The sequence below is a fragment of the Floridaenema flaviceps BLCC-F50 genome, assembly GCF_041929275.2.
Classification (GTDB): Bacteria; Cyanobacteriota; Cyanobacteriia; order Cyanobacteriales; family Aerosakkonemataceae; genus Floridanema; species Floridanema flaviceps.
The window spans coordinates 1,394,934-1,408,271 of record NZ_JBHFNR020000001.1 but is presented as its reverse complement, the minus strand read 5'-3'; the positions used below and the strand labels follow the sequence as shown (position 1 = coordinate 1,408,271).

Genomic DNA, 13,338 nt, shown 5'->3' with positions numbered 1-13,338 from the left:
CGCTGGTTGAACCTGGGAACGAGTTCACGAGTTCTGGGAGGTTCTACCTCCCCTACGGCATTCAACCCACTTCTTCCAGGCAATATTTGATGCTTCTGTGACAACTGAACTCAAATCACATTTATAAAAGGCTGAACAGGATAGAAAATTAATTTCTAGAACGTAAACCAAATTATCACAGAAACAGAGATCTAAAACCCAAATTGGGTCAGGTTGCCATTGTTGTTGTGCCACCGCTTCGGCTACTTTTTGGACAACTTCAGGCATTCCAGATTGATAGTAAGGTTTCCCAAACTGCCGATATTGAGAAGCAGATAAGATTTGTCCTTGGGCAATAATTACTCGCCACTCTGCTTCGATCGGTTTTTCTGGTGCAACAATTACCAATATGTTTGGGTCTTCGAGATAGTGGCGCTTCATAAAACTGTCTAAGTCAGTCAATTCTTCAGGAGAATAAAGCCCACCTGCAAAAGGTTTAAGCGGACTGTTGGGACGGATAAACAAAGATTTGTTCTCCTCAAGGCTAAGGAGTAACTTAGGGTTGTCAACGGTGGAGGAAGACAACTCGGACAGGGGCAGAATTTGACACTCGGCATTCAACAGCCAAGGTTTAAGATGAGGATAATAGGCTGTGCAACGGTATTGTTCAATAGTCCCGATAATTCCTGGTATCCAAGACAAATTGCGGCTTAGAATCTGTTGAGCAATATGGAGCGATCCATAGAAGATGATGCACTCTGTTTTGGGAAAGAAGCGTTGATAGTCTGTGATGCCTCTGGTGTAGTCAATGATCTTAACATTGTGTCCTTGCTTCTCGATCTCATTTGCAAGTGGAGCCATAGAACAGCCAAATACACCATCCTCTAGAATCCAGTTAATCATCCAGCTACCCTCGCCCAAGTGCTATTGTTAAACTTCACTTAATTTGTACTTAAGTCTATTTAAATATAGACTTAAATTGTCATTGGTCATTGTTCATTAAGCATTTAATGCCCAACTAATGACCAATGACTAAAAGGACTAAAGTCCTCACAACAAACATTTATTTCACAACTTAGTTGCTACCATTTTTACACCTCCGGCTGGTGCCATTGTGATGCCGCGACGTGCAGGTAATACGGGACGATTTTCGGCAAGTTTTAGTTGAGTGCGGCGCAATATTGTTGCTAAAACTAATTTCATTTCAAACATGGCAAATGCCATTCCTATACAGCGGCGATTTCCGCCACCAAAGGGGAAAAATTCATAAGGTGAAAATTGCCTTTCCAGAAAACGTTCTGGTTTAAATTGTTTGGATTGTGGGTACAAATCTTCTCGATGATGGACTAAATAAATACAGGGTGCGAGTATAGTTCCCGGCTGAAATTCATAGTCCATAATCTTGATTGGTGCTTGGACAATGCGAGGAAAACTAAATAAAACTACTGGGTAAATTCGCAGGGTTTCGCAACAAACAGCGTTGAGGTAAGGTAGTTTTGTAATTGCCATTAAGTCTGGATTTTCGCCAAGGGAATTTAACTCATTGAGTAATTTTTCTTTAACTTCTGGGAGATGATGAATCCAGTATAATGCCCAAGCTAAGGCTGTGGCTGTGGTTTCATGTCCGGCAAACAAAAGCGTCATTAATTCATCTCTTAGTTCGGCTTCTGTCATTGGTTGTCCGGCTTCGTCTTTTGCCAACATCATTAATGTGAGAATGTCTTCGCCTGAGAAGTCGTTAGCTGCTTTTCTTTCCCGAATTTCCGCATTAAGTAATTCGTTAATTTGCTGTTTTTGGCGGATAAATTGACCCCAAGGACTCCATGCACCTAAGTCTTTTTGCAATAATGGTAACAGAATAAAAGTAGACCTTAAAGGTGAGCCAATTGTTTCTATAAGTGTCCCCATTAGTTCGCGGAGTTGGTAGTAACGTTCTCCTTCATCTAAACCAAAGATGCTGCGTAAAATTACCCTTAAGGAAATTTGTTGCATTGCTTCCCGCGCTGAAAAAAGTTGCCCAACTTGCCATTGGTTAATTACTTGTTCGGTAAGTTCGCAAATAGTGTTACCATAGGCTTTCATTCTTTCGCCATGAAATGAGGGAAGCAACAGTTTTCTTTGCTGTTGATGATAATTGCCATCATGCAAGGTGAGAGAATAATCGCCTAGTAAAGGGCGGACAACTTCGTTCCCTTTAGCAGAATTAAAGATTTTGTAGTCGGCGGTAAAGATTTCTTGAATTGCTTGGGGATTACTAATAACTACTTGGGTGGGAAATCCGGCAAATTTTGATGTATAAAAATCTCCGTATTCTTGGGCGTATTTTTCTAGGTATTTAAATGGTTGGAAAACGGCACGGATTGTTTGAATAAATCGGGAAACTTTCGGGCCATCAGGTAGATTTTTAATGGGTTGTGCTTGCCCACTTTCTGACATTGTTACCATGTTCAATTCTCCTGTGGGGAACGATCTCTTTAACCTAACTATTTTATTTTGTACCTATTATCATAACTATGGCAAATTCAATGGTAAAGGGGGAAGGGGAAAAGCGATCGATCTGATGAAAGCTAGAATATTTCTGGAGTTATAAAATTAATAAGGGTAATTATTGCTACCTTAAAATGCTGAGGAACAATAGAGGTAAGTTTTAGCAAAATACCTCTTAAGAGGATTTCCGATGTCAGTTTTGCTGTGTTAAGGTTAATAAGTTTAACTTAAGTTACTAATAAGTCTGTTAAGCTAAAAGTTTTTGGAGATAGCTTTCAGGATTTAAAATAATAGAAACAAACCTAAATAATACAGTAGTGATACGGAATTAATTTAACATCTATGCTTTTATTATCAAGCTTAAGATTCAATGTTTGGAGAAAATGGTGGCTAGTAATAGTCCTAAGTTTATTAGCTCTGATGTTAGCTCATGGTATGGCGCTAATCTACCGGATTCAGCCAGCTGTATCTTTGTGGTTTCCGCCTTCGGGAATAGCGATCGCATTGACACTTTGGTTTGGTCCGATCGGTATAATTATTACAGGTATTACTTCCGTCTTAATGGCACCATTTTGGGGTTTTGAAGGTTGGGAGCGGTTAGTTGGGTTAATTGATATTTTAGAACCGTTAGTGGCATGGTTACTTTATAGAAAATTTGCCAGAGGTGAATTATCATTCCGCCGACTTAGTGATGCTGCTACTTTCATTTTGAGTGCCCCATTAGCAGCTTGTGCTACCTCTGCTGTAGTTGGTAGTTTAACTTTGGTAGCCATAGACAAAATGCCTATATCTAAGCTGAGTATTAGTATCCCTAATTGGTGGTTAGGTAATGCTTTGGGAACTATGGCAATTGCTCCGACAATTTTGTTAGTTTTTACGCCTCAAGTTCAAAATTGTTTTTCAAAATTAACCTCAACAAGTAGTAATAATAATCCGAATAATATTGCGGAAATTTGGCCTTTCCCTTCTCAATTTTATCGACGTGCAGAAATTATAATTATTCTGTTGTTAACTATATTTATTGCGACTTTTACTGTGTCTTTAGCTCATAAAGGAGGCTTTGCTTTTCAGCAGTTTTCCCTATTGAGTTTTGTACCAATTATTTGGGCAGCTAGTCGCTTTGGAGTTACCGGGGGAATGTTGACTACTACTTTTTGCGTTTTAGTCACATTATTAAATTATTTAATGTTCAATCCTCAAGCTATTTCTTTGGGGGAATTGCCAGTTTCTTACGAGGTTATGCACGTTCATAAATTAACACTTTTAATTCAGTGTGCTACTAGTTTATTAATTGGTTCTGCTAGTACAGAAAGAGCAACTACTCAAGTAGCTTTAGCTATAGAACAAGTGCGGGCGGTGGAGTATCTAAGACAAGCGCAATTATCAGATCAATTAATTAAATTAAATCAAGATTTGCTGAAGGCTAATACCCAGTTAGAAGCATCCCATGAACAACTTTACCAGCGAGAACAGGAATTCAAAGCTTTAGTCGAAAACTCGCCGGATATTGTTGCTAGGTTCGATCGCCAACTACGTCATCTTTATATTAATTCCGCAATTGAACAAGTAACCGGAAATTTTCCTGAAGAATATATCGGTAAAACTCTCTTAGAAGTGGGGTTTCCTGAAACTAAATCTCGCCTGTGGCAAAGCAATATTCAAGAAGTATTTGAAACGGGTGAAGAACAGGAAATAGAGTTTGAACTGTTGACATCAAAAGGAATTAGTTATCATCAAGCAAGGCTAGTTCCAGAATTTGCGCCTGATGGTACGATCGCATCAGTTTTAGCTGTCACTCGGAATATTACTAAATTAAAGCAAACAGAAGCAGCTTTGCGCCAAAGTGAATCTAGATTAAGACGGTTAATAGATTCTAATTTAATTGGGGTATTATTTGCTAATTTTAAAGGTGAAATTATAGATGCTAACCAAGCTTTTTTAGAATTAGTAGGTTACTCGTTAGAAGATTTGCGATCGGGTAAAATGAGATGGATGGCGATGACTCCTCCAGAATATCAAATTTTGGATGAACAAGCGATCGCGCAAGTCAAAGCTACCGGAACTTGCAACCCTTTTGAAAAGGAATACATTCGTAAAGATGGTAGTCGCATTCCTATTTTATTAGGTGTAGCTAAATTGGAAACTACCGAAGATGAATGTGTTTGTTTTGTTTTAAATTTAACCGAACGTAAACGAATAGAAGCAGAAAGGGAAAGATTACTAATTCAACAACAAAGCCAAAAAGAACTTTTAGAAGTAATTTTACAGCAACTTCCCGCAGGTGTAATTCTCGCAGAAGCACCTTCAGGAAAGATAGTTTTTGGTAATCAATTAACTGAAGAAATGTTTGGGCATTCTTTTTTGTATTCTGAAAATTTAGAAGAATATAGTGAGTGGAAATTGTTTGATGGTGATGGTAATCGCTACCCAGCTAGAGAAATGCCTTTAGCACGTTCTATCATTAAAGGCGAAGTAGTTACCGGAGAAGAAATTACTATTGAAAGAAACGATGGTAGTAGGGCAATTATTTATGTTAATTCTGCGCCAATTAAAGATAGAAATGGGCAAATAATAGCTGGAGTAACTGCTTTTTATGATATTACCGATCGCAAAATAGCCGAACAACAACGAGAACAACTTTTAGAAGCCGAAAAAGTAGCCCGTAACGTAGCGGAAACAGCCAATAGAATTAAAGATGAATTTCTAGCAGTATTATCTCACGAATTGCGAACCCCTCTTAACCCCATTTTAGGTTGGGTAAGACTACTTAGAACTCGCCAGTTTAATCAAGACACAGTTGATAAAGCTTTAGAGACAATTGAACGCAACACAAGATTACAAACCCAACTAATTGATGATTTACTTGATGTTTCTCGCATTTTGCGTGGTAAACTGAGCTTGAATATTACCAAGGTCAACTTACTAGCAACAATTGAAGCTGCGATCGAAAATGTAAAACTATCAGCAGAAGCCAAATCTATTGAATTAAAATTAACAATTTTAGATTTGCCATTAGCCGATAATGAACTTATTCTAATTAAAGGAGATCCCAATCGCTTACAACAAGTATTTTGGAATTTACTGTCCAATGCAATCAAATTTACCCCAGAAAAGGGTAGAGTAGAAATTAAATTTTCGCTCTTGAGAGAAGACAGTCAAACATCCTCACCCAAAACCTACAGCCAAATTCAAGTCAGTGACACAGGAATTGGCATTTCCTCAGACTTTTTACCTTATGTTTTTGAACATTTCCGCCAAGCAGATGCCTCAATTACCAGAAGACATGGAGGATTAGGAGTAGGCTTATCAATTGTGCGAAAATTAGTCGAAATGCACGGAGGAACAATTCAAGCAGAAAGCCTTGGTAACAACCAGGGAGCAACATTTACAGTAAAATTACCAATATTAGAAAATCCCTCCCTAATTCTCACAGAAGAACTCAACTAAAAAACCCTCTCTTCCTCTTTCCTCTTTCCTCTGCGCCCTCTGCGTCTGGGCGGTTTAAAAAAAATCAACCTCTCCTACTAACAAATTAACTCATGCAAAACTTACCAGAAAACATTAACGGAATTCCTAACATTTGCGGTTGCGAAAGCGAACTTCTCACAGTAACGCAACAAAATAAACCAGTATTCTTGCCTAAAACGAATCTTAATTTATCCCAAATCCAAGCTGTATTTGCCATAGCCCTACACCTACACCAGCCCACCATTCCGGCTGGACAAAATGGCGAATTAATTAGCAATTTACAATATATGTTTGAACATCCCAACGAAGGAGATAATCACAACGCAGAACCCTTTGCTAATTGTTACAAACGCATGGCAAATTTCATCCCCGAATTAGTAGCTAATGGCTGCAATCCTCGCATAATGTTAGATTATTCTGGCAATCTTTTATGGGGATTGCGACAAATATGGGGAGGAGATATATTAGAAAATCTTAAACGAATTGCGATCGATCCTAACTATCAACCTTATGTAGAATGGTTAGGTACAATGTGGAGTCATTCAGTTGTTCCTTCCACCCCCATTCCAGATATTAAATTACACATTCAAGCTTGGCAACATCATTTTGCCACAATATTTGGTTGGGAAGCTTTAGCCAGAGTCAAAGGTTTTTCCCCGCCAGAAATGCACTTACCAAATCATCCCGATACCTTGTTTGAATTTGTCAAAGCTTTAAAAGAATGCGGCTATCGGTGGTTATTAGTACAAGAACATTCCGTCGAAACTCTTGATGGGAAACCTTTACAAAATCGCCATTTACCCCATCGTTTAATTGCCCGAAATTCCCAAGGGGAAGAAATCAGCATTACCGCTTTAATTAAAACCCAAGGTTCGGATACTAAATTAGTTGGACAAATGCAGCCTTATTATGAAGCAAAAACTTTATCTAGACAGACATTAGGTGGTGTAGAAATTCCGCCAATAGTTAGTCAAATTGGTGATGGGGAAAATGGCGGAGTGATGATGAATGAATTTCCTAGTGCTTTCTTCCGCGCTTGTTATGAAATTAAGGATAATGGCGGCGGAAAATCGGGAATTGTGGCGATGAATGGCACTGAATATTTAGAATTAATTGAAGAAGCAGGCTGTCATCCTGATAGTTATCCCACTTGTCAACCGATAAATCAACATTTGATTTGGCAGAAAGTTTCGCCAGAAAATTGTACTCCTGAAGCAGTAAGCAAGGCAATTCAAGAGTTAAAAGAAACCAATCATAATTTTCACGTAGATGGCGCTTCTTGGACAAATCATATTAGTTGGGTGAAAGGGTACGAAAATGTTTTGTCTCCGATGAATCAATTGAGTGCTTTATTTCATCAAAAAGTTGATTCTTTGCCGGAAAAAGTAACTCAAGAAGCTGATTATCGAGAAGCTTTAATGTATAATTTGTTGTTGCAAACTAGTTGTTTTCGGTATTGGGGACAAGGAATGTGGACTGATTTTGCGAAGGAAATTTATCGTCGTGGAGAAGTAGCCGTAAATAAGTTGTAATAAAGGTTCGTTGTGAGCACTTTAGTGCGATTAAGTAGGTGCGAATAAATAAAGTGAAAATAGTTATTTAAAGATGGGGCGGGCAGGATGCCCACCCCACAAAAGTTACAGCTTTATTGTGGGGTGGGCATCCTGCCCGCCCAGTTTTCAGTTTATTTACATTTACCTACTTAGCTGAAAAAAAACGACTGAAGTCGTTACAACGAACAGGTTTGTTGTGAGCACTTTAGTGCGATTCTTTAGAAAAGAGAACGACTGAAGTCGTCACAACGAACGATTATGAACTTAATGTTTTATGGGATTCATTGGGATTTTTCTATGGTTTTTTGGTGTGGGATGTGGGATAATCTAATAGTTGCATCCAGGTTATTGTAGTTTATGGTTCAAAGCCAAGTAGAAAAACGATCGCCTCTAAACCGTTTAATTATCAGCTTGTTATCTCTGCTAATTGCGACTATTCTTTTGCTTGGAATCAATATAGTTTCTCCCGGAGGAATGACGATGTTTGCAGGGAAAAGACCTACTAATCTTGGTGTGCAAGACGGTAAATTAGCACCTTGTCCCAGTTCGCCTAATTGTGTTAGTAGCCAAAGCGCAGATACGCTGCACAAAATTGAGCCACTAACCTATAATACCTCTGCGACAGAAGCAATGGCGGATTTAAAAAAGGTGATTGAATCCCAAGAAAGAACGACGATTATTTCCGAATCTCCTAACTACATCTACGCTGAATTTAAAACTAAGTTAATGGGATTTGTGGATGATGTAGAATTTTACTTAGATGAAGCAGCCAAAGTAATTCATGTGCGTTCTGCTTCCAGATTAGGACAATCGGATTTAGGTGTAAATCGGAACCGGATTGAAACAATTAGAGCCGCATTTGATACATTGAAAGGCTAAGGATACTAGGGTGGGATTTTCCCACCTTATATGGGAATGGAGATTTGCGATCGCAAAAAAACAAGGTCAAATAATGGTAACAGAAACCCACAATAAAAAAGTAGTAGTTATTGGTGCAGGTTGGGCAGGATTAGGAGCAACTTATCACCTCGCAAAACAAGGATATGATGTAACATTATTAGAAGCAGGCGCTTATCCCGGAGGTTTAGTTGCAGGTTGGAAAACTCCAGGGGGGCGTTCCGTAGAAGCCGGAATTCACGGCTTTTGGTATCCTTATAAAAACATCTTTTCCCTAGTTAACGAACTAGAAATAAATCCCTTTACAAATTGGACTCGTTCTTCCCAATATTCCCCCGCAGGTTTAGAAGTAGAATCTCCCATTTTTCAGCAAGAACCATTACTTCCCACACCTTTAGGAACATTTATTTACACTAAATTTAAACGCCTACCTTTAATCGACAGACTTTCCGCCTTACCTTTACTTTATACCTTAGTAGACTTTGATAATTCTGATGCAGCTTGGCGACGCTACGACACAGTAACCGCCAGAGAAATGTTCAAACAATTTGGAGTTTCTGCCAGACTGTACAAAGACTCCTTTGAACCAATGTTATTAGTTGGATTATTCGCCCCCGGCGAACAATGTTCCGCTGCTGCTGCTTTAGGAATGTTGTATTATTTCATCTTGGCGCATCAACCCAACTTTGATGTAGTTTGGTGTCGGGGAACAGTGGGAGAAAAAATCTTTCGTCCTTGGGTAGAACAAATCGAAAAAGTTGGTGGAAAAGTCTTAACTCAACGCCGAGTTAGCGATTTAATAGTTGATAGTAACAATAGGGCGACAGCAGTTGTTTGTGGCGAAGAAGTATTTGATGCAGATGCGGTAATTTTTGCCGTTGGAATTAGCGGAATGCAGAAAATTCTCAGCGGAAGTTCGACTTTACAAAACCGTCAAGAATTTCGCGATATTAATAACTTATCAGCAGTTGATGTTTTAGCAACCCGCCTCTGGTTTGACAGAAAAATTGACATTCCCCTACCTTCTAACGCCTGCTTTGGATTTGACAATACTACAGGTTGGACGTTTTTTGATTTAAATGCTATTCATGACGAATACCGAGACGAACCTGGAACAGTTATTGAAGCAGACTTTTACCACGCCAACCAGTTTTTACCTTTAAGCAGTGAAGAAATAGTTCCCATTGTGCAGCGATATTTAGCCACTTGTGTTCCAGCATTTCGGGAAGCAAAAGTAATTGATAGCAGCGTGATTCGTTTACCCAAAGCTGTGACTCATTTTTTCCCCGGTAGCTATCAATATATGTTGCCAACGAAGACGAGTTTCGCTAATGTATTTATGAGTGGCGATTGGATTGTTAACCGTCACGGTTCATGGTCGCAGGAGAAAGCTTACGTTACTGGTTTAGAAGCAGCAAATTTAGTCATTGAACAATTTAAATTAGGAAGCAAAGCCGAAATTCTCCCAGTTGAACCCGACGAACCACACATTCAAGTAGCAAGAACTGTGAATCAGTGGGCGCGAGATTTAAGTAAAACTCTCCTACCCAACTTCTGGCTACCCTAACCCAAAAAATGTACGTTGTTGCGCTTCAGCGCCATCTTTAGCGCTGAAGCGCAACAACGTACCTAAAAAGTTTTTCGTTCCCTGGCTTGGCAAAATCTATGAATGAACAAAACCCAACGAACTTAACCGTAGAACAAGCGGAAAAAATACTTAAAGAATACAGTTGTACAAATATCAAGGTCGTAGAATCAGAAGCAGAGAAAGCGTTGCTGCGTCAAGCATTGAAGCTAATAGCTGATTTAGCAGATTACTTGAACCTTGGCATTTGCGCCGAGACGACAGAACAAGGTTTTATGGCTCTCAAAAACTACTTAAGTGGTTTAGGTTATAATGTTTCTTTAGATACGCAAAAAGCTATGGAGATTCCCGGTTCGGTGTACATCAAATTTAACACCAATAAACAGAGTTTTTACTTAGACTCTTACACCGGAAATTATCGTGGAGTGCTTGTTTCATGCCAGTCTTCGGCGCGAGAAGATATCAGTGGTACTTACGGTCATCTGCCCTTAGATTTATTTGACTAGAAGTATCATTCATCATCAAGTAAATGTGATCAATATCACGACTAAATTTGAGTTCAATCACGCTAACCCGACTTTCTCTAAAGCATATTATTTATATCTTGGGTTGTGGGAGTAAGTTAGCCACCCAAGGCGAGGTGAGCTATTATGCAAGCAAAAATGATTAAATTCTTAACAGACGAGTTGGCGATTCCTTCTTCCTCAATTGAGTTTGCTTTACGGCACAATGAAGGAACTCCTGGTTTCCTACACATGATTCTTTGGCAATATGGACTTGTGACACTGCCACAGTTAGACCAAATTTTTGATTGGTTAGAAACAGTATAGGAAGACAATTCATTAAGTATGGTTAAGCCCAAAAACAGCAGAGAAGCCAAGGAAACGATTTATTCACCGAAAATCGCTAACTCCTTAAGCCCCTCTGCTGTTAATGTTTTAAAGGTTTAATGCACGATAACGACCCAAGGCTGTGAGTGGAAAGTGTTGTTGATAGAGGTGGTACTTAATATAGAAGTGGCAAGGAAAACCAGTACCAGTGAAAAAATTCTCGTCCCAAGTGCCATCCGATCGCTGAGTTGCCAAAAGATAGTTTACTCCCCTATCTATTGCTTCTTTTGCAAATTTCCCCGTCGCCTCGCCTGCTGCGATTAAGCCGATTAAAGCCCAAGCTGTTTGAGAGGCGGTACTGTCTCCTTTGCCTTTTAAGCTGGGGTCATTGTAGCTAAAGCAAGTTTCGCCCCATCCACCATCGGCATTTTGACAAGTGACTAACCAAGCTGCACCTTTTTCGATATTGTTTCGATGGGTTTTTGGCGCAACTAAAGCTAATGCTGCTAATACGCCGCTAGTTCCATAAATGTAATTTACTCCCCAACGACCATACCAACAACCTTCGGGTTCTTGTTCTTTTTTGAGATATTCTAAGGCGCGATTCATGTTGTAATCATCAAGGGAAATTTGGCAATTTCCTAACATTTCTAAAACTCTAGCGGTGACATCTGCGGTGTTGGGGTCAATCATCGCTTTTAAGTCGCCGTAGGGAATCGCATTTAACCAATCGGCATTATTATTAAGGTCAAAAGCTGCCCATCCTCCATCTTGACATTGCATGGATGCAATCCAATCTACGGCGCGATTTATTGCTGCTTGTTTTAGTTTTTCGTTGGGTAGTTTGACCTGATTTAATGCCATGACTATCACTGCGGAATCATCTACATCGGGATAGAAATTATTGACAAATTCAAACGCCCAAGCACCGGGTTTTCCCTTTTTATTTTTAACAGCCCAATCGCCATAATCAAGGATTTGTTTTTGGATTAACCATTCTCCGGCGCGAACTAATGCGGGGTGATTGGGTGCGATTCCTGAGTCTACTAAACTTCGCATTACTAATCCAGTATCCCAAACTGGTGAAATGCAAGCTTGGACTCGATAGGTATCTTCAGTTTCGATGGAAAAGTTATCTAATGCTTGCAATCCTCGTTCTACAATTGGGTCGGCTACATCGTAATTTAAAGTTCTCAATGCTAAGAGGGAATTTAACATGGCGGGAATGATGCCGCCCCAATCTCCGGTATCTTCTTGGCGTTCTAATACCCATTTTTCGGCGGCTTTAATTCCCTCTTCCCGGAAAGGAACTAAGTTGAAAGTTTCGGCTAATTTGAAGGCGTTATCGAGGTGAATAAATATATCACTCCAATCGTTGTTTTTAGGTAATTCAAATTTAACATTACTCACACCTTCGGCGTAGAGTTCGTCTAAATTAATGGCGGGGTTGGTGATGAAAACGGGTTTGCGATCGAATACAATTAACAAAGGTACTGTGCTACTTCTCGCCCAACTCGACATTTCGTAAATATTGACGGGTGAAAATTCTGGTAAAAACATTATCCAAGGTGGGATGGAAGGAATACCTCGCCAGTCGTAGCAGCCAATTAATGCTAAGTGAAGTTTGGTAAAAATCCGGGCTTTACTAATACCACCTTTGGCTAAAATGAATTTTCGCGCTTTGATCATGGCGGGGTCATTTTCCGATACTCCGAGTAATTTCAACGCCATGTAAGCTTCAATTGTGGTGCTTAGTTCGCCCCCGTCGCCGTAAAATAATTCCCAGCCTCCGTGTTCGCGCTGTTCTTTTCGCAAGTAAGTTTCGACTTTGTGTAATGGTCTACTGCTGTCTGTTCCCCAAATTTTGTGCAGTAACACCGCTTCTGAGGTAATCGTGACATTTGATTGTAATTCCGCCCACCAGTAGCCGTCGGGATATTGAATAGAAAGTAGATAGTCCTGAGAAGCTTTAATCGCTGCTTCTAGACTATTGCGGGACACTGTTGTTTTGTCTTGAGTTTGCATAATTGACCGTTCACTCTAGTTCACTTCTGCTTTAATTCAGCATAAAGGATTGTTGCGTTTTATAACAGAATTTGCCTTTCAATGGCAACAGTAATCACTATTAGATTAGTTTTTTACATACTTTATTGTTGTTAATTTGAAAGTTCTATCTAGTAGATTATATCGTTGGGGTGATGGTGCATGGATGAGTATTTGTTAATCTAAAAACATGAAATAAAGAAGTTAAAAAGGAGAGTTAATCATGAATATTGTGGCTTGGGTAATTTTAGGTTTGTTGGCTGGTGCGATCGCTAAAGCTATTTATCCCGGATATCAAGGCGGTGGGATTTTAGCTACGCTACTTCTCGGTATTGTTGGTGCTTTCGTTGGCGGAACTTTAGCCACTTTATTGCAAACAGGAAGTCTGCAACTTACGGCTGCAACTCTGAGTCTCCCTGGACTTTTTCTCGCAGTTTTAGGCGCTATAGTTGCCATTTGGATTTGGAATTACTTCAATCGCAAAGCATATCGTTAA

10 protein-coding genes are annotated in these 13,338 nt (G+C 39.5%); 7 read left to right on the top strand and 3 right to left on the bottom strand.

Annotation, left to right across the window (positions count from 1 at the left end):
- Positions 1-24 precede the first annotated feature (24 nt).
- Together ACE1CI_RS06710 and ACE1CI_RS06705 are read right to left on the bottom strand one after the other, a co-directional pair.
- Positions 25-882: an ATP-grasp domain-containing protein gene (locus ACE1CI_RS06710; protein WP_413265412.1), complete on the bottom strand. Its 858-nt coding sequence runs from the start codon at positions 880-882 to the stop codon at positions 25-27.
- A 165-nt stretch (positions 883-1,047) separates the two neighbouring features.
- Complete coding sequence (locus ACE1CI_RS06705) at positions 1,048-2,424, bottom strand: cytochrome P450 (RefSeq protein WP_413265413.1); 1,377 nt, start codon at positions 2,422-2,424, stop codon at positions 1,048-1,050.
- A 384-nt stretch (positions 2,425-2,808) separates the two neighbouring features.
- On the opposite strand from ACE1CI_RS06705, the gene ACE1CI_RS06700 reads away from it, so the two are divergent.
- From ACE1CI_RS06700 to ACE1CI_RS06675, 6 genes are all read left to right on the top strand, one after another.
- On the top strand, positions 2,809-5,913 hold the full coding sequence (locus ACE1CI_RS06700; RefSeq protein ID WP_413265414.1) for a PAS domain S-box protein: 3,105 nt from the start codon (positions 2,809-2,811) through the stop codon (positions 5,911-5,913).
- Between the two features lie 92 nt (positions 5,914-6,005).
- Positions 6,006-7,466 (top strand): polysaccharide deacetylase family protein, encoded by a 1,461-nt coding sequence (locus tag ACE1CI_RS06695; protein ID WP_413265415.1) that lies wholly within the window; start codon positions 6,006-6,008, stop codon positions 7,464-7,466.
- A 378-nt stretch (positions 7,467-7,844) separates the two neighbouring features.
- Entirely contained in the window at positions 7,845-8,366 is a 522-nt protein-coding gene (locus ACE1CI_RS06690) for a DUF1499 domain-containing protein (RefSeq protein WP_413266609.1), read from the top strand.
- 73 nt (positions 8,367-8,439) lie between these two features.
- Complete coding sequence (locus ACE1CI_RS06685) at positions 8,440-9,951, top strand: hydroxysqualene dehydroxylase (protein WP_413266610.1); 1,512 nt, start codon at positions 8,440-8,442, stop codon at positions 9,949-9,951.
- 98 nt (positions 9,952-10,049) lie between these two features.
- Positions 10,050-10,475, top strand: a complete 426-nt coding sequence (locus ACE1CI_RS06680; RefSeq protein ID WP_413267223.1) for a DUF1824 family protein — start codon at positions 10,050-10,052, stop codon at positions 10,473-10,475.
- Positions 10,476-10,619: 144 nt separating this feature from the next.
- The gene (locus ACE1CI_RS06675; RefSeq protein ID WP_413267222.1) at positions 10,620-10,799 is read left to right on the top strand and encodes a DUF2949 domain-containing protein; all 180 of its coding nucleotides are present in this window, start codon (positions 10,620-10,622) and stop codon (positions 10,797-10,799) included.
- A gap of 108 nt (positions 10,800-10,907) precedes the next feature.
- Here the strand turns inward: ACE1CI_RS06675 and shc are convergent, their stop codons facing one another.
- Positions 10,908-12,824, bottom strand: coding sequence for a squalene--hopene cyclase (shc, locus tag ACE1CI_RS06670; RefSeq protein ID WP_413267221.1), 1,917 nt, complete (start codon positions 12,822-12,824; stop codon positions 10,908-10,910).
- A gap of 241 nt (positions 12,825-13,065) precedes the next feature.
- Here shc and ACE1CI_RS06665 point away from each other — a divergent pair, with 241 nt between their 5' ends.
- Positions 13,066-13,338, top strand: a complete 273-nt coding sequence (locus ACE1CI_RS06665; protein ID WP_413267220.1) for a GlsB/YeaQ/YmgE family stress response membrane protein — start codon at positions 13,066-13,068, stop codon at positions 13,336-13,338.

Bases quoted from the DNA above. Each gene is read 5' to 3' on its own strand.
- ACE1CI_RS06710 (WP_413265412.1), bottom strand. From the start codon at position 882: ATGATTAACTGGATTCTAGAGGATGGTGTATTTGGCTGTTCTATGGCT.
- ACE1CI_RS06705 (WP_413265413.1), bottom strand. From the start codon at position 2,424: ATGGTAACAATGTCAGAAAGTGGGCAAGCACAACCCATTAAAAATCTA.
- ACE1CI_RS06700 (WP_413265414.1), top strand. From the start codon at position 2,809: ATGCTTTTATTATCAAGCTTAAGATTCAATGTTTGGAGAAAATGGTGG.
- ACE1CI_RS06695 (WP_413265415.1), top strand. From the start codon at position 6,006: ATGCAAAACTTACCAGAAAACATTAACGGAATTCCTAACATTTGCGGT.
- ACE1CI_RS06690 (WP_413266609.1), top strand. From the start codon at position 7,845: ATGGTTCAAAGCCAAGTAGAAAAACGATCGCCTCTAAACCGTTTAATT.
- ACE1CI_RS06685 (WP_413266610.1), top strand. From the start codon at position 8,440: ATGGTAACAGAAACCCACAATAAAAAAGTAGTAGTTATTGGTGCAGGT.
- ACE1CI_RS06680 (WP_413267223.1), top strand. From the start codon at position 10,050: ATGAATGAACAAAACCCAACGAACTTAACCGTAGAACAAGCGGAAAAA.
- ACE1CI_RS06675 (WP_413267222.1), top strand. From the start codon at position 10,620: ATGCAAGCAAAAATGATTAAATTCTTAACAGACGAGTTGGCGATTCCT.
- shc (WP_413267221.1), bottom strand. From the start codon at position 12,824: ATGCAAACTCAAGACAAAACAACAGTGTCCCGCAATAGTCTAGAAGCA.
- ACE1CI_RS06665 (WP_413267220.1), top strand. From the start codon at position 13,066: ATGAATATTGTGGCTTGGGTAATTTTAGGTTTGTTGGCTGGTGCGATC.